23 protein-coding genes are annotated in these 22,018 nt (G+C 71.9%); 6 read left to right on the top strand and 17 right to left on the bottom strand.

Translation table 11 applies throughout. The features are described 5' to 3' along the window. Positions 1–56: 56 nt before the first annotated feature. A complete protein-coding gene (locus L6E12_RS07990; RefSeq protein ID WP_236227240.1) occupies positions 57–872 on the bottom strand; it encodes a Scr1 family TA system antitoxin-like transcriptional regulator in 816 nt (271 codons plus the stop codon). A gap of 230 nt (positions 873–1,102) precedes the next feature. On the opposite strand from L6E12_RS07990, the gene L6E12_RS07985 reads away from it, so the two are divergent. Continuing rightward, on the top strand, positions 1,103–1,987 hold the full coding sequence (locus L6E12_RS07985; RefSeq protein WP_236227239.1) for a helix-turn-helix transcriptional regulator: 885 nt from the start codon (positions 1,103–1,105) through the stop codon (positions 1,985–1,987). A 13-nt stretch (positions 1,988–2,000) separates the two neighbouring features. Continuing rightward, on the top strand, positions 2,001–2,207 hold the full coding sequence (locus L6E12_RS07980) for a DUF397 domain-containing protein (protein ID WP_236227238.1): 207 nt from the start codon (positions 2,001–2,003) through the stop codon (positions 2,205–2,207). 53 nt (positions 2,208–2,260) lie between these two features. Here L6E12_RS07980 and L6E12_RS07975 read toward each other — a convergent pair whose 3' ends face one another. From L6E12_RS07975 to L6E12_RS07950, 6 genes are all read right to left on the bottom strand, one after another. Further along, positions 2,261–2,725, bottom strand: a complete 465-nt coding sequence (locus L6E12_RS07975; protein WP_236227237.1) for an NUDIX domain-containing protein — start codon at positions 2,723–2,725, stop codon at positions 2,261–2,263. A 44-nt stretch (positions 2,726–2,769) separates the two neighbouring features. After that, on the bottom strand, positions 2,770–3,411 hold the full coding sequence (tmk, locus tag L6E12_RS07970; RefSeq protein ID WP_236227236.1) for a dTMP kinase: 642 nt from the start codon (positions 3,409–3,411) through the stop codon (positions 2,770–2,772). Further along, complete coding sequence (locus tag L6E12_RS07965) at positions 3,408–4,871, bottom strand: B12-binding domain-containing radical SAM protein (RefSeq protein ID WP_236227235.1); 1,464 nt, start codon at positions 4,869–4,871, stop codon at positions 3,408–3,410. The genes tmk and L6E12_RS07965 overlap by 4 nt, the downstream gene beginning before the upstream one ends. After that, entirely contained in the window at positions 4,849–5,634 is a 786-nt protein-coding gene (locus L6E12_RS07960) for a hypothetical protein (protein WP_236227428.1), read from the bottom strand. Before L6E12_RS07960 ends, L6E12_RS07965 begins: the two co-directional genes overlap by 23 nt. Before the next feature lie 114 nt (positions 5,635–5,748). Beyond that, on the bottom strand, positions 5,749–7,896 hold the full coding sequence (locus L6E12_RS07955) for a hypothetical protein (protein ID WP_236227234.1): 2,148 nt from the start codon (positions 7,894–7,896) through the stop codon (positions 5,749–5,751). Then, positions 7,893–8,771 carry a 5'-methylthioadenosine/S-adenosylhomocysteine nucleosidase gene (locus L6E12_RS07950; RefSeq protein ID WP_236227233.1) on the bottom strand — a complete coding sequence of 293 codons (879 nt, stop codon included), beginning with the start codon at positions 8,769–8,771 and terminating at the stop codon, positions 7,893–7,895. The genes L6E12_RS07955 and L6E12_RS07950 overlap by 4 nt, the downstream gene beginning before the upstream one ends. Before the next feature lie 203 nt (positions 8,772–8,974). Between L6E12_RS07950 and L6E12_RS07945 the strand changes: the two genes are divergently transcribed. Beyond that, entirely contained in the window at positions 8,975–9,694 is a 720-nt protein-coding gene (locus tag L6E12_RS07945; protein ID WP_236227232.1) for an NUDIX domain-containing protein, read from the top strand. 5 nt (positions 9,695–9,699) lie between these two features. On the opposite strand, the gene L6E12_RS07940 is transcribed toward L6E12_RS07945, so the two are convergent. The 9 genes from L6E12_RS07940 to L6E12_RS07900 form a co-directional block, all read right to left on the bottom strand. Next, a complete protein-coding gene (locus tag L6E12_RS07940) occupies positions 9,700–10,251 on the bottom strand; it encodes a hypothetical protein (RefSeq protein WP_236227231.1) in 552 nt (183 codons plus the stop codon). A gap of 59 nt (positions 10,252–10,310) precedes the next feature. Continuing rightward, entirely contained in the window at positions 10,311–11,645 is a 1,335-nt protein-coding gene (locus L6E12_RS07935) for a hypothetical protein (protein WP_236227230.1), read from the bottom strand. Further along, positions 11,642–12,427, bottom strand: a complete 786-nt coding sequence (locus L6E12_RS07930) for an ABC transporter ATP-binding protein (protein ID WP_308074411.1) — start codon at positions 12,425–12,427, stop codon at positions 11,642–11,644. The genes L6E12_RS07935 and L6E12_RS07930 overlap by 4 nt, the downstream gene beginning before the upstream one ends. 24 nt (positions 12,428–12,451) lie before the next feature. Continuing rightward, positions 12,452–13,363: a zf-HC2 domain-containing protein gene (locus tag L6E12_RS07925; protein WP_236227229.1), complete on the bottom strand. Its 912-nt coding sequence runs from the start codon at positions 13,361–13,363 to the stop codon at positions 12,452–12,454. Next, positions 13,360–13,863: an RNA polymerase sigma factor gene (locus tag L6E12_RS07920; protein WP_236227228.1), complete on the bottom strand. Its 504-nt coding sequence runs from the start codon at positions 13,861–13,863 to the stop codon at positions 13,360–13,362. The genes L6E12_RS07925 and L6E12_RS07920 overlap by 4 nt, the downstream gene beginning before the upstream one ends. 101 nt (positions 13,864–13,964) lie before the next feature. After that, positions 13,965–14,660, bottom strand: coding sequence for a cation transporter (locus L6E12_RS07915; protein WP_374201847.1), 696 nt, complete (start codon positions 14,658–14,660; stop codon positions 13,965–13,967). After that, a complete protein-coding gene (locus L6E12_RS07910) occupies positions 14,657–15,010 on the bottom strand; it encodes a helix-turn-helix transcriptional regulator (protein WP_236227227.1) in 354 nt (117 codons plus the stop codon). Before L6E12_RS07910 ends, L6E12_RS07915 begins: the two co-directional genes overlap by 4 nt. A 65-nt stretch (positions 15,011–15,075) precedes the next feature. Continuing rightward, positions 15,076–16,263, bottom strand: coding sequence for a Bcr/CflA family efflux MFS transporter (locus L6E12_RS07905; RefSeq protein ID WP_236227226.1), 1,188 nt, complete (start codon positions 16,261–16,263; stop codon positions 15,076–15,078). Positions 16,264–16,421: 158 nt separating this feature from the next. Further along, positions 16,422–17,282 (bottom strand): helix-turn-helix transcriptional regulator, encoded by an 861-nt coding sequence (locus L6E12_RS07900; protein ID WP_236227225.1) that lies wholly within the window; start codon positions 17,280–17,282, stop codon positions 16,422–16,424. Positions 17,283–17,398: 116 nt separating this feature from the next. On the opposite strand from L6E12_RS07900, the gene L6E12_RS07895 reads away from it, so the two are divergent. Further along, positions 17,399–18,457: an aldo/keto reductase gene (locus L6E12_RS07895; RefSeq protein ID WP_236227224.1), complete on the top strand. Its 1,059-nt coding sequence runs from the start codon at positions 17,399–17,401 to the stop codon at positions 18,455–18,457. Between the two features lie 43 nt (positions 18,458–18,500). Here the strand turns inward: L6E12_RS07895 and L6E12_RS07890 are convergent, their stop codons facing one another. Continuing rightward, positions 18,501–19,064, bottom strand: a complete 564-nt coding sequence (locus L6E12_RS07890) for a VanZ family protein (RefSeq protein ID WP_236227223.1) — start codon at positions 19,062–19,064, stop codon at positions 18,501–18,503. A gap of 333 nt (positions 19,065–19,397) precedes the next feature. Here L6E12_RS07890 and L6E12_RS07885 point away from each other — a divergent pair, with 333 nt between their 5' ends. Next, entirely contained in the window at positions 19,398–20,522 is a 1,125-nt protein-coding gene (locus L6E12_RS07885) for a DUF4185 domain-containing protein (protein ID WP_236227222.1), read from the top strand. 122 nt (positions 20,523–20,644) lie between these two features. Continuing rightward, on the top strand, positions 20,645–21,955 hold the full coding sequence (locus L6E12_RS07880; RefSeq protein WP_236227221.1) for a hypothetical protein: 1,311 nt from the start codon (positions 20,645–20,647) through the stop codon (positions 21,953–21,955). Positions 21,956–22,018 lie beyond the last annotated feature (63 nt).

The raw sequence follows: 22,018 nt of genomic DNA, 5'->3' as shown, positions 1-22,018 counted from the left end.
GTCAAACAAACGACACGCGTGGGCGGACAACCACCGGTTGTCACCCCCGCGTGCGGTCACCGGCCCATGGCGTCCAGCAGGCCGGTGAGGATCTCAGCGGTTTTTCCCTCCGGGTGGGCAAATTCGCGCAGGTGCGCAACCAGGTCCCGAGTGGCAACGGTGGAAGCGGGGTGCTCCAGAACCACGCTGGTCGTCTGGTGTTCAATGTGGACGACCGGGGAGAAGTTGTCGATGTCGAAGAGGCGGAAGCCGGGGTGCGGGACGGTGCGCGGCAGGACGCGGAGGTGCGCCCGGTGACCGATCAGGTGCCGGAGCTGCTCGCGCAGGACCTCGCGCGGCAGGTCACGGTTGTCCAGGACCCGCGCGGGGAGGAAGAAGTGGGTCTGCCGCTGGTCGACGGCCTCGGCGCGGTCGACGTCGTTGGCGCGGTCGACGTCGCCGAGGCCGATCGCGTCCCGGTAGGCGGCGGTGCGCAGCGGGCCGGGGATCAGGGTCGGGTCGTGCGTGGTGATGGTGGCGGCCATGGCTTCCAGGTCGTGCAGCACCTCGCGTCCCTCGATCGGGTGACGAATGATCCAGTCGATGTGCTCGGCGGTGGCCCGCAGGGCGTAGAGGACCTGGCGTTGCTGGGGTGCGATGTCCAAGAGGGCGCACAGGCCGCCGATTTCCAGGGCGGTGGGCACGCGGCGACCGGTCATGATCCGGTTGATCATCGCGGGGCTCATCGACATGGCCGTGGCCAACTGCCGGGTGGTGAAGCCGCACCGCAGGCGGGCCGCGTCGAGCCTGCGGGCCAGGATCAGGCCGCGCAGGGTCTTGGCGCGGACGGTGTCGTCGCGGCTCGGTGCGCGGTCGGCGGTGGAGGTGGTCATGGTGGGCCCTTTTCACTCAACGGAGTACGGTGTGTAACCTTGCGATTCCACACTGCGATGTGTTGAGTATGGGATTACATTAGTTGCAATGCAACCCGTAGCCCGAGGCTGATCGGGTGGTCTTGCGCGATACTCTCGGTAGCAGCGGAAGCGGATCGGAAGCCGACCAGCTCTGCCGGGAGCGCGCTCGACCGTCAACTGTCGTCGACACGAGAAGGGCGCCAATCGGCATGACCACGGTTCGGACCGCGAAGAAGATGATGCTCGGCCGCGAGATCGCGCACATGATGGAGACGGCGGGCAAGACCCCGGCCGACCTGGCGGCCATCCTGAGCACCAGCCGGTCCCGGATGGGCCAGATCCTGTCCGGCCAGGGCACGGTGTCGGTGGGCGACCTGGAGCGGTTGGCCACCCAGCTCGGGTTCATCGACACCGGCTACCACGAGACGCTGTTCGAGATGCGCAAGGACAGCCACAAGCGGGGCTTCTGGACCACCGGCTACCGCCGCGCCTACGGCGAGGAACTGCGACTGCGCGTCGACACGGAGATGCACGCGGACCGCATCCGCGAGTTCGAGGTCGAAGTCATGCCCGGTCTCTTGCAGTGCGAGGACTACGTCCGGGCGCTGTACATGAGCGTGCCGGACGTCGACGGCCTCACGTTGGAGGACCGCATCCAGGCGCGGATCGACCGCCAGAGCATCTTCCTCAAGGACTCACCGCCCAGCGCGCACTTCGTCCTGTCGGAGTCGTGCCTGCGCCGGGTTTGGTGCGACCGACCGGTGATGATCACGCAGTTGGAGCACCTGATCGAGTTGTCCCAGCGAGAGCACATGATGATCCAGGTGTTCCCGTTCGACCGACCCGTGGGCCGCCGGACCGCGATCAGCAACCAGTTCACCCTGCTGCGCATCCCGTCGACCGGGGTGGCAGGCTCGCTGGAGGTCGCCTACACCGAGGGTCCGGGAGAGTTCCGCTTCCTGGACGACAAGAAGGCGCTGGACGCCTACGACACAGCCTGGACTCGGTTGACCACCTCCGCACTGGGCTTCGAGGAGTCTCGGAAGTTCCTGCGGGGGATGATCACCGAGTTCGGTAAGCACCCAACACCGTAAGGAGTCCCCGCCGATGACCACTCCCCTCTCCCGCAACGACTTCCACAAGTCGTCCTACAGCAACCCGGACGCGAACTGCGTCGAGGTGGCCCAGCGCGCCGACGCAGTCGAACTCCGCGACGCCAAGACCGCGTTCGGCTCCGCCACCGACTTCCGCCTCCACCTGAGCCGGACCGGCTTCGCCGCCCTGCTCGACACGGTGCGCGCCGACCAGGTCTGATCACCGGCACCGGCCGGGGTGGCGCAAGCCGCCCCGGCCACTCGCCGTGCACGTCACACGGGGGCCGACACCCGAGGAGTGTGCTCGTCCCAACCGAGGACACCGAACGCCACACCGTCCCGGTAGGCGTCGATCCCGGCGAGCGGGTACGGGATCACGTCGTCGGGAAGGTCGCGCAGGGGGAACCAGTCGATCGCGGAGCACTTGTCGGGCTCGCGGTTGATCGGCTCACCCTCCCAAGCCCGCGCCTCGAAGAACACACCCAGGCGCGGCACCGGACCGGAGTCCGCCACGTGCACGGTGTGCGCGTGGCGTAGGTCGCCCGGGTCGACCACCACACCCACTTCCTCGCGGACCTCACGCACCGCCGCCGCCAACAGCGACTCCCCCGCGTCGAGCTTGCCCGAGGGCAGGTGCCACATGCCACCGCCGTACTCGCCGCGACGCCGGATCAGGAGCACTTCGTCATCGCGCACCAGCAGCACGTGAACGTCGATGACCGTGTGTCGATCAGACATCCGGAAAACATCCTCAAGCGGTTGCGTACAAAGTCGTGGGAAGGCTACGCCTCCGCCGCCCGCGTTCCCGCAGTGGCCGCCAGTCGTGTGATCCGCGCCCCGATGTGGGCGGCGACCTCGGATTCGGCGGCGTCGGTCGTGTCCACCGTGAGGAGTGGGACGCCTCGGGAGGTCAACCACGTGGCTGCCTCCTCGTAAAAGGCGACTTCCTGCTCCGCAGAGGCGATTCCCTGGTGGAATCGGGTGTGCGCACCACGGACCGCGACCCGCTCCACCGCGACCGACGGCTCCACGGTCAGCAACACCGCGAGGTCGGGCAGATCCGCGTGCGCGTTGAGCCCCACGAGGAAGTCAAGGGGAACCCCGTCCATGCGTTGGAGCACCAACGAGGACGCGACGTAGCGATCGCAGAGCACGATGCCACCTGCGCGCTTGTATGGGCGCAATTCGGTTTCGAGGTGGCGGTAGCGGTCGGCAGCGACGAGGCACGCCAGTGAAAGCCCGCGGAAGGTGTCCGTGTTGTTCCTGGCGATGGTCCCGAGCACCTGTTGCGACGGCTCCGCGGTGGTGTGCGTGGCGAGCCCCCGGTCTTCGAGGTAACGCGCGGTTAGCCGCACAGCAGTGGACTTGCCCGCCCCCGCGGGTCCGTCGAAGGTGACCAGGAGACCACGGTGTCCGGTGCTCACGCGGCGGCCGCCCGCCGATCGTGCTGCGCGCGGGCGAGCCTGACGAGCGCGGCGCGGACATGGGTGATCGGGGCGTCGCTGAGTTGGATGTTGACGGAGAAGTTGAACTCGTCGCGCTCACGCATCGACTCGTCAACTCCACCGGCGGTCAGGTCGACGGCTGTGTAGTTGAGGAGTTCCCGAACGGTGTACCGACCGGTCCGCATCAGCCTGTGCCAGTCAGGCGTGGCCGGGTACGGGCGGTACTCGAACGCCGAAGCGCGGAAGTCACCGGGCAAGGAGTCGGTGAGGTCCCACAGTTCGTGCACCAAGCGGACCGTCGTATCGACCTCTTCGCGGGTCTCGCCGGGGAAGCCCAGGATGAAGTACCCCTTGACGTTGATCCCCCGCTCGGTGAGGCGGCGGACGACATCAACAGCGAGGTTGGGGGTGATCCGCTTGTCGATCTGGGCCAGCATCCGCTCGCTGCCGGACTCGATGCCGAGGGCGACCTCGCGGAGCCCGTTCGACCGCAGGGTGTCGAGGACCGCACCGGGCTCCCGGTGGAGCACGTTGATGCGACCGGTGGCGTCCCACTGCGCCCAGTCGCCGACGTTGTCAGCGGAGAAAGCGTCCATCATCGACCGGATGACCTTGCGGGTGCCGAGGAACAAGTCGTCGACGAACCGGAATGCGGTCACGCCGACGCCACGGAGCTGATCCATCTCGTCGAGGATGTTTCGCGGGCTCCGGACGCGGATCGTGATGTCGGGATTGGCGCTGACCGCCGCGCCGCAGAAGGTGCAGTCGTAGGGGCAACCACGGGCGCCGACCATGTTGGCCTCGAAGCGGCCGTGGTCCAGGCGGGGGTCCTGCACGAGGAACCGCCGGTCCACGAAGGGGAGCGCGTCGATGTCAGGGGCGAGGTGGTGTGCGGTGCCGGGCACACCCCCGGTCACCGGATCTCCGGTGATGGGGTCGCGCCACATCACCCCCGGGAGGCGCGTGCGGTTGCGGTGGTCGTCGAGGAGTTGCTCGACCCGCGTCTCGCCCTCACCGACCACCAGGGCAGCGCAGCGGGACATGCGCGGGTCGTTGAGGATGTCGACCGGCATCGCCTTCGCCTGGTGACCTCCGAGCATGAGCTTGATGTCGGGACTCAGCTCCCCTGCGATCCGTGCGCTGATCTCGTACGTCGGCGCGAGCAGGTTGAACCCCGCCCAGCGGGGCGCGAGGTCGTTCACCACTTCCGCGGTCCGCGCGACCCCCAAGCCAAGCGCCTCGGCGTCCAGAACACCGACGCTGTACCCGTGGGCGGCAGCGTAGGTGGCGATGTAGGCCATACCGAGGACCGGGAGGGTGAAGTCATTCACCCTCGGTCGGATGGAGTAATCCCTGAGTGGGGCATTGACGAACAGGATGTCGAGAGCCTGTTCCGGATCGGCGCCGATGATGGTGCTATATGGAGACTCCTGTTGCATGGCGAACTCCCCAGGAGAGAGTGAGCATGGTCATTTCGGATACGTGGTCACCGCACATCGATCGCCACTTGCGACCGAATCGCCCCTCATCTTCCGGCCAGTCGACGGAGGGGGCGAGTCGCTTCGCCCACGTCCGCACCGCCAAGTCCGTCATCGGGTAGCGCTCGAAATCGTTGGTGTAGTCCGCCACGGCGGCCCCCGCCGTCCACGACCCGACCCGGGGGATCGTCTTCAGTTCGTCGACGAGTCGATCAGCCGACAACTCCGCCCACTCATCACCGAACTTCAGGTAGACCTCCGCCGACGACCGCAGGACCCGTCGGAAGAACTTCATGCCCAGCCGCTCGAAGTCGTCGTCGGACATGGCGAGGACAACATCTGCCCGGGGGAACAGCCATGCTGCGCCTGCGGCCGTCTCGAACCGCTCGCCGTACTGCGCGCAGAACGCGCGGTACAACTTCCGCGCCTGAGCCGCACGGATCACCTGCCGCACAGCCGCCGTCCCCAGAGCCTCCCAAAGATCGGGATTGCGCAACCGTCGAACAGCACCACCGGTTCGCAGGGGGTCGACGAGCGCATCGGCAGCCCCGGAGACGGTGCCGGGATCGACGACGTCGATGATCGGTGCTGTGGCTCCGCTCCCCGACACGGGTTGGACCTCCACACGACCCGGCGAACCGATGACCGACCACACGGTCTCGCCGACGCGGCAGACGCGCCAGGCGCGCTCGTCCGTCGACAGCCAGGCCGGGTGGTCGGTCATCAAGGTCAAAGCCGACACATCGCATCCCTTCGAGTGGTGCGGGGAATCCCACCGCATCATCCCGCAGCAGTCAATGCGCGCTTCGATTCTTGACCGCATCGAGCGATGCCCGGTTCAATCGAACTGAGGCCGTGCGGGACGGGCCTCGACGGCTCGGTTCTCACTGAACAGGTGAGTGATGTCCGGGGCGGCGGCGCCGTCGTCGCCGAACCAGTCGCGGGAGCGGCGGCGGGTGCGTTCGCGCTCGCGGGTGAGCCAGGTGCTGCCCTCGGCGGTGACCGCTTCCAGGACGTGCAGTGCGTGGGCGATCCCCGAGGTTTCCAGGGCCATGCGCATCAACCGGTCGCCGTCCTCGCGCTCGAAGTCGATGATGTCGTCGAAGTCTCGGACCACCACCTCCACCGAGTTCTGGTCCAGCAGGGACAGGGTGAACTTGCGGCCACCCATGACCGACGCGCCCTTCTGGTCGGTCTTCGAGCGCGGCCCCGCTTCCACGATGGCCGCCGAGCCGAGGACGTCGTAGCGGTAGGCACGCCTGCGCTCGTTGCCGTAGCCGCCCTGGAGGAAGTCCAGGTCCACCGACACCTGGCGGACGCCGTTGCCGGTCAGCAGGAAGATCGTCACCTGGTACCGGGAGAACCGGGGCGGGCCGCCGGACACCCTGGCCCGCGCCGCCTTCGGGGCGCCCTCGGTGAGGATGACGTTCGCGATCACGTCGTGCGGGGAGAGCCGGTACATCTCCACGACCCACATCCACAGGAACATCCGGTCGAGTTCGAGCCACCGGCCCATCTCGTCGTCGGTGGGCCGGTCGGCCATGAGCTCGATCCACTCCTGGTGACCGCGCTGCTCGGCGCGGAACAGGGTGTCCTCCTCCACCTGTTCGGTGCGCTGCCGCAGCCGGGCGCCCACGGACTCCCAGGCGGCCCGCCCCGCGTAGAAGGCGCCGCCCGCGAGCAGCACGGCGGCCACCGCGCCGCCGCCTGCCACCAGCAGAGCCACTCCGACGACCGCGGCGGCGATCCCGGCCGCCAGCGCCGGGGGCGAGGCGACAGCGGACTCCTGGCCGTGGCGTTTCGCGGCCAGGGCACCCGAGCGCCACTCGTCCCGGACGCGCTTGGCGTGCCAGCGCATCAGCCAGTCGATTTCCGCGGGCTTGACCTGGGCGTTGCCGTAGAGCCAGACCAGGCGGTCCTTGAGGTGGTCCCGGTAGCCCTGGGTGTCCCCGCGCCAGTCGCCCGGCTCGTGCGGTCGCTCGTGCTGGAACCGCGCCTCCACCCGGGAGTGCACCTCCTGGACGAACGCGGTGCTGACCCAGTGGCCGGGTGACACCGGCCGCTTCGGGACGGTCGGGTGCGCGTGGCGGGCCCGTAGCTGCCGGATGCGCAGGCGCTCGGCCTCCCGCTCCCCGCCGAAGCGGACGGCCGCGTACCCGCCGCTGAGCGCCAGGAACAGCCCGAGCACGACCAGTGCGATGTTCCCGGTGCCGAGAGCGGCCAGACCGGCGGCCACTCCGACGACCACGGCACCGCCGCCGATCAGCAGGCGTTGGCGGTTGTCCTCGGCCAGGGGCACGCGGCCCGCGGTGGCCGGGCGCGGTGGCGCGGGGTCGGCCTGGAAGAACTTCCAGGCCCGCTCGATGCGACCGGCACCGAGGCGCTCGGCCGAGATGCGCTGGATGGTCGCCGAGCGCAGCCGCTCGTCGCGGACACCGGTCAGGATCAGGCCCAGGTGCCGGTTGATCTCGGCGCGTCGCGCCGCGGGCAGGTCGTCGAAGCGGCGCACGGCTTCGGGTTCGGTGACGTCGAAGACGTCGTCCTCCTGCTTCTGGGCCGCGATGACCAGCTTGTCCACCACGTCCAGCGCCGTCCGCCACGTGTCCGGAGGGAAGTCCGCCGAGATCCGGAACGCGTCGCGGAGGTTGGTGAAGACCCGCTCGTCGATCTCCGCCAGCGATCGTTCACTCAGGACGGCCAGCACGTAGTGGTAGAGGCGCTTGGTGGTCGCCTGGCCGCTGTAGATGAGCCCGTGCAGGACCTGCTCGGCCTGCCTCGGGATGCCGCCGCGCAGGAAGTTGAGCGCGACCTCCTCCTTGCGCTCCGGCGGGTCGTCGGTGTTGATGTTGTAGGTCGACTCGTTGCGGAAGACCGGGTCGCCGTGGATGGCACCGATCTGCTGCTCCACGCGCGCGTGGTCCGAAGCCACGTTCTCCACGCGCGGGCCGGGGTCGGCCGCAGACGGGTGGGTGTAATGCTCGCTCATCTGTCGCCCCTGTTCTCCACGGTGAACCCACCGTGGATGACGCCGATCTGCTGGCCGACCCGGGCGTTCCCGGTGGCCGAGTTGGTGTGGTGCACAGCGGGTGGGTCCGGTCGCGGTGTGCGCCGGGAGTCCTGGTCCTGTTCGTCCGCCGCCGGGAAACCGGCCGCCAGCGCCACGGCGAAGGCGGCGGCGTTGGCGGCGGCGACCTCCTGCCAGCCCCGGTCGTCGACCTCGTCCTTGCGGCCGTCGGCGTGGTCGCTGATGCCCCGGATGGCGGCCACCTGGGTGGTCGAGTTGAGGTGACCGGCCTGGGCGCACCCCGCGCCCTCCATCTCGATCGCCACCGCGTCGTTGTAGTTCTGCCTGAGGCGCACCAGTTCCGGTGACCCCAGGCTGTCGATCACCACCTCCCCGGCGGCGATCGGCGCGAAGTACACCCCGGGCGCCCGCTCCCGGGCGGGCAGCCACCCGTCCGTCCGGTGCAGGTGCAGCGCCTCCTGTTCGAGGGCGTGCGAGGCGGACCAGGTGTTCGGTCTGGCGAAGAACCCGTCCGGCGTGCTGCGACCGCCGTGGAAGGCGTGCACCTTGGTGCCGAAGACGACGTCCCCGAGGCGCAGCCACGGTTGCAGGCCGCCCGCGACGCCGACGAACAGCACCGCGCTCGGGCTGAACTCGGTGATGGCCCGCTCGGTGAGCGCCGCCGCCGAGAGGTTGCCCATCCCGGTCGTGCCCAGCGCGATCCGCCGGTCGGGTCGGCGGGCCAGGCCGCCGACCTCGAAGACGGTCCCGGCGCGGTGGCGGTGCACCTCGATGCCGTCCAGGTGCCGCCGCACGGCCTGGGTCTCACAGGGCAGAGCCGTCAGGATGATGATCATTGGTGTCACTCCGGGGAAGAGGGGGCCGCACAGGAGCCCATGCGGGATCGCGGCCGGAGGGCGTCCTGCCCAGAGCCCGCGACCCGCGTCGAACAGGGTGAACACAACCATCCGAACGAGTTTTCGTCAAGGTGACGATTAATCGTCCTGGTCGCTAGGCTGTCCACCATGGACGACCGACACAACGGCGTGGTGCGATCGTGATGGCGAAGTGGCGGATCCCCGAGGTGGCCGTGGCCGTCGACCTCGCGGTGCTCACCGTGCGCGACGAAGCGCTGCACATCCTGCTGATCGAACGCGGCCTGGAACCCTTCCTGGGCATGCTGGCCCTGCCCGGCGGGTTCCTCGGCACCGCGGAGGAAGACCTCGACGCGGCGGCGGCCCGGGAGCTGACCGAGGAGACCGGGCTGTCACCGGACGGGCTGCACCTGGAGCAGTTGCGCACCTACGGCAGGGCCGACCGCGACCCCCGCCGCCGGGTGCTGAGCGTCTGCTACCTCGCCCTCGTGCCCGACCTGCCCCTGCCCGTGGCGGGCGGCGACGCGAGCACGGCGAACTGGGTCCCGGTCCCGGAGGCGCTGCGATCCACGACCCCGCTGGCCTTCGACCACCGCGAGATCATCGGCGACGCGGTGGAGCGGGCCCGGGGCAAGCTGGAGTACACCACGCTCGGCACCAGCTTCTGCCGCCCGGAGTTCACCGTGTCCGACCTGCGGCAGGTCTACGAGATCGTCTGGGGCGAACCGCTCGACCCGCGCAACTTCCACCGCAAGGTCACCGGGGTCGACGGCTTCCTGGTCGACACCGGCAACCGCACGGCGGGCCAGGGCGGGCGACCCGCGTCCCTGTTCCGGGCGGGCCCGGCCACGCAACTGCACCCGGCCATCCTGCGGCCGTCCCGGTCCGGCCTCGCGGGGAGGTGAACCGGTCAGCGGCGGCAGCCGAGGGCGCTGTGGACCAGCAACCCCGCGCAGCCGAGGGTGGCGGCGGTGGCGGTCGCGGCGGTGCTGGTCTCCGGTTGGACGGGCCAGGTCAGCACCGCGCCGACGCCGTCGGCCGGGGGGACCACCAGCGTGAGCGCCGCCCAGGTGACCGGGAGCGACCAGGCGGCGTCGGCACCGAACGCGGTGGCGCCGAGCGCGCCCAGCCCGGCCAGGCCCACGACGTCGCGCAGCAGGACCCGGTCGGGCGCGAGGGGAGCCGCGAGCAGGAACAGCCCGGCGAGGAGCGCAACGCCGAGCAGCAGGTGGACCGCCCGGCGGGGAGGCCAGGCGAAGGCGGCGGTGCGGTCCAGTGCCGGGTCGGCGCTGCCGAGGCTGGTGGCGAGGGCGGCGGCGCCGAGCGCGGCGGCCAGGGCGGCGAGGCGGGGATCGGCCGCGTCCCCGGTCAGCAGGCCGAAGGCGCCTGCCGCGAGGACCGCTGCCACGGCTGTGGCGGGGATGCGGCGGGAACGGGCGTACAGGAGCGGCCAGCGGCTCATGCGGGCTCCCCGGGGGTGGTCGCCGCCGGGTGCGCGGGTGCTCGGAGGGAGCGGGTGGGTCACGCGGGTTCTCCGGTGAGGGCGGTCCACGCGGTGCCGGTGCAGGCGGCGAGGGCTTGGCGGGCGGCTTCGACGTGGGCGCGCTGGTCGGCGGCGAGGCGGGCGTTCAGGGTGGACAACGCCTGTTGCGCCAAGGGGTTCAGCTCCGGGTCTTCCTCGCCCAGGTAGTTGCGCAACGGGGTCAGGTGGCCGGTCAGCCAGGCGGTGGTCACCGCGCGGACGACGACCTCCCGGTCCGGGGAACCGTCACGGGCGTTGCACTCCCGGGTGCCCGCGCCCTCGACGAGGAGTTCGGTGATGCGCGTCGCGGGCAGTGGGGTGGAGCGGAAGTAGACGAGGTCGTCCAGGTCGAGCCAGACCGCGTCCGTGGGTTCCGGGCCCCGGGGTTCGGGGCGGACCGGGTTGGGGAGTTCGCGGACCGTCGTCGGTGGTACGGGGAGTTTCGACAGCAGAGCCAGGGCTTCGCGGGCCGGGCCGGCGAGGGTGGCGCGTTCGCGTTCGTGCGCCCGGGTGAGGCACAGCCCGTCCGCGCACACGAGTTCGGCGGCTGCCGGGTCGGCGGCAGTCGCCGCGGCCGAGGTCGTCGGGAGGACGGGCAGGGCCAGCGCGGCCCCGACGAGCAGTGGCAGCACACCCAGCCACCACCGGCGCAGGGCGAACAGCAGGACCCCCGCCACCGCCATCCCACCGAACCACAGCGCCTGCCCCGCGCTCACCGATTCGGCGGTGTGCGCGAACACGCTCTCGGGCCGCGTCGCCGAGGGTCGCAACAGGACGAACGGGTACCCCCGGTCCCCCGCCGCCTCCGCGACGACCATCAACGCCATCGCGCCCACCGCCAGCAACGGCGGGGTCAGCGGCGACGGCAGCAACCGGCCCACACCCATCCCCAGCCACGCGGCGGCCACCAGCGACACCAGGCCGACCAGCGCCACCGGAACCCAGCCCCACACCAGGTGACTCGTCGCCGACGCGACCTGGACCCCGCCGACGACCACCACGACCAGGTAGGCCGCCAGCAGCGCGACCGCCAACGCGGCCAGGGTGCGGGCCGCCCGCTGCGCACGCGGCCTCGGCGTGGACGCGAACAGCTCCTCGACGCCGGACCTCCGGTCCCGCAACCCCTGCACCGCCCCGGCCCCCGCCGTCAGCGGCCAGGCGAAGATCAGCGCGTAGCGGACCCACTCGGCCATGGTCCACCACTGCCGGGTCCACGCGGTGCTGCCCTTGCCCGCCGGGGGCAACCAGAACAGCAACCCCAGCAGGAGGACGACGACCAACCCGCCGAGGACGAGCGCCGAGGTCCGGCGCAGCTCGATGCCGAAGACCCTCACCAGGCACCCCCGAGCAGCGCCGAGTAACCGCGCTCGATCGGGCTGTCGCCGACGTCGTCCGGACCGCCCGCGGCGGCGAGTTCGGCCGGGGTTCCCTGGAACACCAGCCTGCCCGCGGCGACGAGCACCACGTCGGAACAGGCGGCGGCGACGTCCTCGACCAGGTGGGTGGAGACGACCACGCAGGTGTCGGTGCCCAGCTCGTGCAGGAGTTCGCGGAACCGCACCCGCTGCCCGGGGTCCAGGCCCGCCGTGGGTTCGTCGAGCAGCAGCAGCTCGGGGTCGTTGACGATCGCCTGGGCGATGCCCGCGCGGCGGACCATGCCCCCGGAGAGCGACCTGAGGCGGTCGTCGGCGCGGTCGGCGAGCCCCACGCGTTCCACGGCGCGCTGCACGGCACCCGCGACGTCCCGCTTGGGCACCTCCTTGAGCCAGGCCATGTACTCGACGAACTCCCGCACGGTGAACCGCTTGTAGTAACCGAAGTCCTGCGGCAGGTACCCGAGGCGCCGCCGCATCGACCGCAGGTCACCCCGCCCGGTCAGCGACTCCCCCAGCACCTCCACCTCACCGCCCACGGGCCGCAGGACGCCGGCCAGGCAACGGATGAGCGTGGTCTTGCCCGCGCCGTTGGGACCGAGCAGCCCGTGCACACCGCACCCGAGCCGCAGGTCCAACCCGTCGACCGCCACCCGCCTGCCCGCCCGCACCCGCAGGCCCTCCGCCCGCACCTGCCAGGCGTACTTCGTCGGGGCGACCTCCGCCGCCGGTACCGCTCGCACGATGTCCTCCTCCATCCGGAAGTCCTAGAGCTGCGCAAAACGCGCGGAACGAAGAGCCACCACTGCAACGCCCGCCACCAGCGCCACCGCCCACACCACCCACACCCCGAGGACGACCGGCACACCCCCGACCACAACGGCGGGCCCGATCACGAGCACCACCCACAGCCCCACGGTCACCCGCGCGGCCAGGCGCACGCCGATCACGCTCCCCAGCGCGAGCGCCACGGCGGTGACGGCCAGACTCGGCAGCAACCAGTAGGCGGGCGACGCGCCGGTCACCAGACCCCCCGCGAACAGCGCGGGCAACACCGCGAGCAACACCGCGAACGTCCGCCGCAACACCATCTCCACCCCCGCCCGGGCGGTCGAGGTCACCAGGTCGTGCGCGGGGTCCAGGTACCGCGACCACGCCCCCGCCACCCCCAGCACCGGCACCACCGGCGCGACGAGCAGCAACAGCGACGGCGCGGAGTCCCCGGGCGCGATCAGGTCCAGCAGCAGCGCCCCCGACACCACGAACACGGCCATCGCCAGCCACGGCACCAACGACGGCACTACCCACCGGGAGAACCGACGCCGCACGACAACGCGCCTGCGCCACGCCGCTCCCCCGGCAGCCTGTCCTCCGGAAGCCGCTCCCCTGGCAGCCGCACCCCACCCGGCAGCCGCCCCCCGGGCAGCCTTTTCGCCGTCAGCCGTCTCCCAGGCGCCCGACGCCCGGGAAACGGCTGCCGGGTCGCGGGTGGCCGGGTCGAGGGTGGTCCACACGGACTCGATCAGCGCGGTCACCGGGGGCGGTGCCGCGTCGGCCAGGCGGAGGCGGCAGGTGCCGCAGGTCTCCAGGTGGGCTTCGAGGGCCCACAGCCGGTCGGCGGGCAGGGCGGCGCCCGTGGCGTAGCGGCTGATCAGGTCGGCCGGGGCGTGTTCGGTCATGACAGTGCCTCCCGCAGGGCGATCCGGGCCCGCCGGGCGCGGGTCTTGACGGTGCCCTCGGGGACACCCAGCAGGACGGCGGTCTCCCGGACGGTCAGCCCGTCGAGGACCATCGCCTGCAACACCTGGCGCAGGTCCGGTGCGAGGTCGCGCAGCGCCCCGCCCACCGCGTCGTCGAAGGTGCCCGCGAGGACCTCGTCCTCGGCGGCGGGCACCGGTTCGGCGGGCGGCAGCGGGCGCTCCTGCCGCGCCCGCCGCCGGAACGCGTCGACGAGCCTGCGGGCCGCGATCGTCCACAACCAGCCGACTGCCGTGCCGTCCACGGCGGACCCGGCGAACGACCCGGCCGCCCGCCACACCGCCAGGTAGGTCTCCTGCACGACCTCGGCCACGATCTGCTCGTCGGAGCACCGCCTGCGCAACCGCACGGTCAACCACGGCGACGTCCGCCGGTAGAGGTCCTCGAAGGCCGCGCGGTCACCCCCGGCGACCGCGCGCACCAACTGTTCCTCGTCCACAACCGGCAAGACGACCACCGGGGCGGAACGGTTCTCCCGTTGCAGTGGTGTGCGTCACATCGGATCGGTGGGCGTTCCGCGACTCAGCAGCAGTGCTCACCGCGCCAGGCGTCACGCCCCTCCTTGACCGCGACCGCGGCGATGACCAGGGCCACGGCCGGGTCGGCCCAGGACCAGCCGAACAGGGAGTTGAGCACCAGGCCGACCAGCAGCACACCGGACAGGTAGGTGCACAGCAGGGTCTGCCGGGAGTCGGCGACCGCACTGGCCGACCCCAACTCCCGCCCGGCGCGGCGCTGCGCGGTCGACAGGAACGGCATGACCACCAGCGACACCGCCGCCAGCACGATGCCCGCGGTGGAGTGCTCGGCACCCCCGCCGCCCACCAGGGAGCGCACCGACTCGACGGCGACGTAGGCGGCCAGCGCGAAGAACGACACCGCGATGACCTTCAACGCCGCCCGCTCGCGAGCCCGCGGGTCCGCGCCCGAGAACTGCCAGGCCACCGCCGCCGCCGACGCCACCTCGATGACCGAGTCCAGCCCGAACCCGATCAGCGCGGCGGAGGAGGCAACCGCCCCGGCGGTGATCGCCACGACCGCCTCGACCAGGTTGTAGGTGATGGTCGCGGCGACCAACAACCGGACCCGCCGGGTGAGCACCGCCCGCCGCGACGGCGGCAGCTCGGCGGCCTCGGCCGCGCAGCACCCGTCCGCGCAGCCGCCCCCGGCCGGGGCGGGGGTGGCCGACAGATCGATCCGCCCGGGGTCGGCGCTCACCCGATCACCTCCGCCGCGTCCGGGCCCCGCCGCCCGTCGTCCAGGCACGGTGCGGTGGTGTCCACGGCGAGCACGACCTCGACCAGCTCGCCCAGCGCTCGCACCAGACGGGCATCGGCCAGGGCGTAGCGGACCTGGCGGCCCTCGTAGGTGGCGACGACCAGGCCGCAACCACGCAGGCAGGACAGGTGGTTCGACACGTTGGAGCGAGTGAGCCCCAGGTGGTCGGCGAGCTGCGCGGGATAGCTGACGCCGTCCAACAGACCCACCAGGATGCGGCAGCGGGTCGGGTCGGCCAGCGCCTTGCCCAGCCGGGCCAACGCGTCCTCCCGCGTCTCACACGTCAGCACAGCCAGAACCATACAGCGGTTGCTGTACTACAGCCAGGGCTGAACCATCCGGGGTTTCGGGCGAGTCAGGAGGCCACCGCCACCTCCGCACGACGGGTGCGGGCGCGGGTGGCGGCGAGGGCGGCCCAGGCGATCAGGACGCCCGCGGTCATGGTCAGGGCCATGGCCGGGGCGTCGTTGCCCAGGACGCCGACCAGCGGGGCGATCAGCGCGCCGAGGCCGAACTGGGCGGCGCCGAGCAGCGCCGCCGCCGTGCCCGCCGCCTCGCCGTGGCGGGACAGGGCCAGGGCGGGGGCGTTGGGCAGGACGAACCCGACTGCGCCGAGCAGGAGCAGCAGCGGGACCAGGAAGCCGATCAGCCCGCCGAGGCCGGTGGCGGCGACGGCGACCAGGACCGCGCCGAAGGCGGTGGCGGCGGCCAGCGCCCACAGCACGATGCGCTCGGCCGACCACCGGTTCAGCAGCACCACGTTGACCTGCGACGCCCCGATCAGGGCGACCGCGCCGATGGCGAAGACCAGGCCGAACTGCTGCTGGTCGAGGTGGAAGGTGCCCTGGAGGACAAACGAGGAGCCCGACACGTAGGAGAACAGCGCGGACATGCCCAGGGCGGCGACCAGGGCCAGCACCACGAACTGCCGGTCGGTCACCAGCGAGCGGTAGGTGCGCAGGACCGGGCCGAACGAGCCGGTGCGGCGGCGCTCCGGGGGCAGGGTCTCCTTGAGCGCGAACATCGCCACCAGCATCAGCGCGAAGCCCAGCACGGCCAGCGCGGCGAACACCCCGCGCCACGAGCCGGTCAGCAGGATCGCCGCGCCCAGCGACGGGGCCAGGATGGGTGCGGCGCCCATGACCAGCATCAGCCGCGACATCATGGTGGCCGCCGCGCGCCCGGTGAACAGGTCGCGCACCACGGCCAGCGCCACGACGGCGGCAGCCGCCGCGCCGACGCCTTGCAGCGTGCGCAGCAGGCCGAGCACGACGACGTTCGGCGCGACCAGGCACAGCAGCGACGCCAGCACGTGCACGGCGGTGCCGACGATCAGCGGCAGCCGCCTGCCGAAGGCGTCGGAGAGCGGGCCGATGACAAGCTGCCCGAGGCCGAGGCCGAGCAGGGTGCCGGTCAGGGTGAGCTGCACCGCCGACGACGACGCGGACAGGTCCGCGCCGAGGGCGGGCAGTGCGGGGAGGTACATGTCGATGGTGAGGGGGCCGAGCGCGATCAGCGCGCCCAGCACGAAGATGACGCGCACGCGCGCGGCACCGGTTGGCGACTCTGCCAACTGCTCGGGTGGGGACGGGTGCAGAGCTGCCTGTTCCATGCGGACCCTTCGCTGTGGAATTGGTGACCTCCACGACAGCGACCGCGGTCGGCCGGGTTATTCCGGATCGGGCGGACCGGGGGAAAGGATCACACCGCGCCCGCGGTCAGGCCGGTGGCGAGCAGCCGCAGCCGCTCCTCGGTCGGTGAGCCCTTGGGCGCGGTGTAGGTGCACAGCCGCACACCGGGTTCGGCGGGGACGTTGAACGCGCCGAAGGTCAGCAGCAGCTCGCCGACCTCCGGGTTGTTGATGCGCTTGACGCCGTGCGGGCCTTCGAGGACGTCCTGGGCGTCCCAGAGGCGGCGGAAGTCCGGACTGGACTCGCGCAGGGCCCACACCACCTGGTTGACCCGGCTGTGCTCGGGCAGGCTGCCGAGTTCGGCGCGCAGCGCGGACACGGTGCTCGCCGCCGCCTGCTCCCAGTCGGGGTAGAAGTCCCTGGCGTCGGGGTGGCGGAACAGCAGCAGGGCGGCGTTGCGCTCGGCCGGGGGCAGGGCGTCGTAGTCGAAGGCCAGCCGGGCCGCCAGGCGGTTCCAGGCCAGCAGGTCGGTGCCGGGGCCGTAGACCACCGCGGGGACGTGGTCGGCCAGCGCGTCGAGCAGTTCGTGCAGTTGCGGGCGGACCGGGGGCAGGTCGACCGGCCTGCACGCCCCGATGGCCGCGCGGCGGCCCGGGTGGGTGATGTTGCGCAGGTAGGTGTGCTCGGTCTCGGTCAGGCACAGGGCGCGGGCCACGGCGTCGAGCACGGCCTCGGAGATCGCCGGGGCGCGGCCCTGCTCGATGCGGGTGTAGTAGTCCACGCTGATGCCCGCGCGGGCGGCGACCTCCTCGCGGCGCAGGCCGCGCACGCGCCTGCGGACGAGGCCGTCGGGCAGGCCCAGCGCGGCCGGGTCCAGCGCCGCCCGGCGCGACTTGAGGAACGGCGTGACCTCGTTCTCGACGTGACCCATGACGACCATTATCCCCCGGGTGGTTCTGCCAGGCCCAGGTTGAACGGTGCCTGGTGCGCCCGCGCGACCCGGCGCAGGGTGGTGGGGAAGCAACCGGCAGTTGGAGGGCACCACCCATGAAGCGCAGCATCCTCGGCGGAACCGGCATCTCGGTGAGCCGGTACGCGCTCGGCGCCATGATGTTCGGCGCCATCGGCAACACCGACCACGACGAGGGCGTGCGGATCATCCACCGCGCGCTGGACGCGGGCATCAACTTCGTCGACACCGCCGACATCTACTCCGACGGCGAGTCCGAGGAGATCGTCGGCAAGGCGCTCAAGGGCCGCCGCGACGACGTGGTGCTCGCCACCAAGGGGCACGGCTCGATGGGGCCGGACGCCAACCACAGCGGCAACTCCCGGCGCTGGCTGGTGCGGGAGCTGGAGAACAGCCTGCGCCGCCTCGGCACCGACCACGTCGACCTCTACCAGGTCCACCGCCCCGACCCGGACACCGACATCGACGAGACGCTGGGCGCGCTCAGCGACCTGGTCCGCGCGGGCAAGGTGCGCGCCATCGGCAGCTCCACCTTCCCGGCGGAGCAGATCGTCGAGGCGCAGTGGGTCGCCGAGCGGCGCGGGCACGTGCGGTTCCGCACCGAGCAGCCGCCGTACTCGATCCTCGCCCGCGGCGTCGAGGCGGCCGTGCTGCCCACCGCGCAGAAGTACGGCATGGGCGTGCTGACCTGGGGACCGCTGTCGGCGGGCTGGCTGTCGGGCCGCTACACCCGGGCCGAGGACGTGACCGGCGGGCGGGCGACGACGGAGGCGCACAAGTTCGACCCGTCGGTGCCGGAGAACGCGCGCAAGCTGGCCGCGGTGGGCGAGCTGGCGAAGCTGGCCGCCGAGGCGGGCCTGCCACTGCCGCACCTGGCGGTCGGGTTCGTGCTGGCGCACCCCGCGGTCACCTCGGTGATCACCGGCCCGCGCACGATGGAGCAGTTGGAGAGCCTGCTGACCGGCGCGGACACGGTGCTCTCCGCGGACGTGCTGGACCGGATCGACGAGATCGTGCCGCCGGGCACCGACCTCAACCGGGCGGACAGCTACTACAGCCCGCCCGCCCTGGCGGACAGCTCCCTGCGCCGCCGGGTGCACACCGCACCGGTGAGCAGCCCGCTGCGCTCCGCCTGATACGAGTGGACGGCCGGGACGGGCCCCGAGCCCGTCCCGGCCGTCACCCGTGCCGCGCCGGCTCCCGGTCGGGCAGGACGACCCGCCGATCGCTGCCGATGAGGGTGTTCACGGCGGCTCCGAGCACGGTCGCGACGGCGATGCCGATGGCGTTGTGCAGGAAGTCCTGGGTCTCGCAGATCCCCTGGCCGGTGAGGGTCTGGGTGAGTTCGATCCCGGCGCTGGACACCACCGACACCACGAACACCGACATCGGGCGGTGGGTGGCGATCACCGCGAAGAGGGCGAACGGCATGAACAACAGCACGTTGAGCAGTTCCTGACCGCCGGTGACGGACACGCCGTCGAGGATGCAGAACGGTTCCCCGTAGGACACCACACCGGGCGTGGCGGCGAAGTCGGGCCGATGGCGGGGCAGGGTGAGCGCGAGGACCAGGGCGGCGCCGAGGCCCGCGAGCAGCGCGGGAGCCTGCCGCCACCCGTACCGCCGCGCGCCCAGCAACGCCCCCGCGCCGAGCAGCACGCCCCCGACCACCAGGGCCGCCAGCACGAGCGGCCGGTCCAACAGCACCCACACCGTGCTCAGCAGGTCGTCGATGTCCGGCATGTCCCCACCCCGTCGCGTCGTCGGTCGCGAGCGCCTCCCGCGCCGCTACTCCCTCCGTGTATACACCATGTTCATAGCTGGGCGACGGGGCCACCGCCGCGGGTGCGGTGCCGAGCAGTGCAGTGAGGACGGTGGTGAGCGATCGCAGCCTGGTGTGGTCCTCGCCGGGTTCGGGGCGGTACGGGGAATCGTGCCCGTTCGGCGAGACCGGGTGACATGGCTGGCACACAGCGGCCACAACTGGGAAAAATTGGTCACATCGGGCACCGGGTCAGGGGATGCAGGCGCGCGCCGCACTCCGGAGGTCGGAGCAACAGGACCGAGGAGGCGGCAGTGCGGCAGGTCAGCAGGCGCTCGGCGTTGCGGATCGGGGTGGGCGGTGCGCTCGCGGCGGCCGGAGCGGTGGCGCTGCCGGGCACCGCCGGGGCCGCCGGGGTGGCCCCCGTGCCGGGCAGCACCGAGGTGACGCCGCCGGAGGCCGCCGCGGCGGTCGGCGGCCGGAAGGTGCGCAACCTGACCGGCCCCGAGGAGACCGGGGCCTTCGCCGCGCCGTGGACCGACCTGGGCATCCCGGCGCGCTGCCCGGACGGCTCGGTCCTGCTGGTGTGCGGCGACTCCTTCGCGGGCAGCGGTGTGGGCGCCGCCGACTGGCGCGCGCCGATCGCCCTGCGCTGCCCGGGCGGTGCGCCGGACGCCCTGCTGGTCACCGGGAGCGTCGGCGGCGCGCACGCCGAGCAACTCGTGCCGGAGGGCCACATCCCCCTCCCCGGCGGCATCAGTACGGCGATCCCCTCGGACGTGTTCACCATCGGCGACACCATGTACCTGCACCTGATGCGCGGGGTGATCCACCAGACCGACCACAGCGACTTCTGGCACTCCCGGGACAACGGCAACACCTGGGAGTACCTGTGCAAGTGGCCGGGGAACCAGCACGCGGGCCAGTTCCAGCAGAAGACCTACGCCGTGGCGCAGGACGGCTACTGCTACGTGCTGTCCACCGCGTTCAACCGCGACACCAGCTCGGGCCTGCTGCTGCACCGGGTCCCGCACGCCCGCGTCGGCGAACCGGCCGCGTACGAGCCGTGGGGTTTCGCCGACGGCGCGTGGCGCTGGGGAAACCCGCCCACGACCGTTGCCAGGCAACGGAGGTGGGGCGAAATCTGCTTCCGCGCCATGGGCGGCAAGTACGCGTTGACGTGGCTCAACCTGGACCCGGTGTCGATCAGGGCCCAGGTCTTCGCCCTGCCGACGTCGAACCTCTACGACACACCCGAGCAGACGATGGTCACCGCCACCGCCCCGGGCAAGGAAACCGGCACCGCGGTCGCCCACCCCTACGGCGGCTTCATCGTCCCCGGCTCCACCTTCGCCGACTTCCACATCACCGTGAGCCAGTGGTACGACGCGCAGAACTACCGGGTGATGCAATACCGGATCACCGGCCTGGCGAGCTGATCAGGGCGCCGCAGGCATTCCCGCCCCGCCTGCGAACCGAGCAGCGGTCATCCTGTGGTCGCACACGGCGCCGCGTCCCGGGGGTGACGCGGGCGGGGCGCGGTGTCGAGCAGGCTTGCCGCATGGACGGATGGCTGGGCTTGGACCCGGTTGAACTGGTGGTCATCGGGTGCGCCCTGGTGATGCTGTCATCGCGTTGGTCACCGGAGCGCGTGCGCGGGCCCTTGGCGCTCTGGGCGGCGGGATCGGGTCTGGTCGCGGTCGTCGTCCTGCTGGTCCACGGTGTCCGGTGGCAGGTGGTGCCGGTGCTGGCCGCGATGGTCCTGACGACACCCCTGCTGGTGGGCGCGGTACGCGGGCGGCGGGTGCGCACGTGGCTCGCGGCGGCGGGGACGGCCGTGGTGGTGTTCGTGGCCGCACTCGGCCCGGCGGCGTCCTGGGCGCTGCCGGTCCCCGAGTTCCCGACCCCGACGGGCCGGTACGCCGTGGGCACGACCACCCGGCAGTGGACCGACCACACCCGCACCGACCCGGACGGCACCACCCGCGTGGTCGTGGCCCAGCTCTGGTACCCGGCGGCAGCGGCCACGGATGCGCGTGCGCCGTACCTCGGTGCCACCCCCGCCGAGTCCACAGTGGTGGCAGACGGGCTGGCGGCCCTGTTCGGCCTGCCCGGTTTCCTCCTCGACGGACTGCCCCGGGCCACCACCGCGTCCGCACCGAACGCCCCCGCCGCACGCGGCCGGTTCCCCCTGGTGCTGTTCTCCCCGGGCCTGGGCGGGGTCCGCGCGCAGAACACCGCCTGGGCGGAAGAACTCACCTCACGCGGGTACGTCGTCATCGGCCTGGACCACCCCCTCGACTCCGCCGTCGTGGTGCTGGCGGACGGCCGAGCGGTGCACACGACGGTGACCGCCACCGGCGACGACGAGGCCGACCGGGCGACAGCGCAGCGGTGCGCCGAAACCCGCGCCCTCGACCTGCGGTTCGCCATGGACGAACTGGAGGCCCTCGACGTCGCCGACCCGGTCCTGGCGGGTCGACTCGCGCTCGACCGGACCGCCGTCACCGGCCACTCACTCGGCGGCGGGGCGGCACTGATGGCGGCGGGCCGGGACACCAGGTTCAAGGCCGTGGTCGACCTGGACGGCTACCCGTACTCCGGAGGCGAGACGAGGTACCCCCCGGTCCTGATCGCACACCACCCGACAGACCCGAACGGCGAGTTCGGCACCGCGATGACCAGGACGCTGTCCCTCAGCTCGGACGGCACCCGGATCGAGGTCCCCGGCTCGGCCCACCTGACCTTCACCGACGCCCCGCTGTACCTGCCCCCGCTCCCCGCACTGGTCGGCACCCTCGGCCGAGACCGCCCGACCACCCTCATCGCCGACCTGACGGACGACTTCCTGACCCGGGTCCTACCCGGGTGATGCCGGACCTGCGGTCACCGGGTGGTCAACCGCCGCCCAGCCACACCGAACCCCACCACGCGC

The organism is Actinokineospora sp. PR83, assembly GCF_021056305.1.
GTDB lineage: Bacteria > Actinomycetota > Actinomycetes > Mycobacteriales > Pseudonocardiaceae > Actinokineospora > Actinokineospora spheciospongiae.
Note: the sequence above shows the minus strand (reverse complement) of the source record. Positions and strands in the feature narration are given on the sequence as shown.